Annotated in this window: 1 pseudogene; it reads left to right on the forward strand. The window is 35.6% G+C overall.

Annotated elements, in window-relative coordinates:
- A pseudogene (locus tag AC2A1C_RS15850) lies at positions 1-593 on the forward strand (hypothetical protein); the annotation flags it as partial.

Raw genomic sequence — 593 nt, forward strand, 5'->3', positions numbered from 1 at the left:
CATTAATATCACTAATAATTCTGCAAATGATAACCTTACTATAGAAAGTAATGGAGGTTTATTACAAGTGGATGAAGGTGCTGCAAATACAGGATTGATTACCCTGAAGAGAAATATGAACTTCAGATCTTCTTCAAGAGTGGAATATAATTACTTATCTTCCCCTGTAATCGGCCAGAATCTGAAAAATATCTACGAAGGAAATTCTTCTTCTACTGCATCTACTACTTCATCTGGTGTTGCCACACTATATTATAGTGAAGCATCGAATTTCTTCAATGCATCAAGTGGAGCAAATATTCCGGGTAGAGGTTTAGCTGTGAAAGAAGCGACTACAACTTTAGTACCTTCATCATCTACTGACTTGAAATATGTAGGAGTACCATATAATTCACCAGTAGGGTTCTTGAACTATGCATTGGCATATACTAATGCCACTCGTGGATATAATTTGGTTGGAAATCCATATCCATCAAACTTGGATTTGAATTTACTTTACACTGCTTCCACAGGTATAGAATCTACTTTCAGTTTCTGGGATAATACAGTAAATAGTTTTTACACTCAGCAGGGAAGTAGTTATTCAGGAAGTT

Source organism: Chryseobacterium sp. HNCC26DJ241 (genome assembly GCF_057180505.1).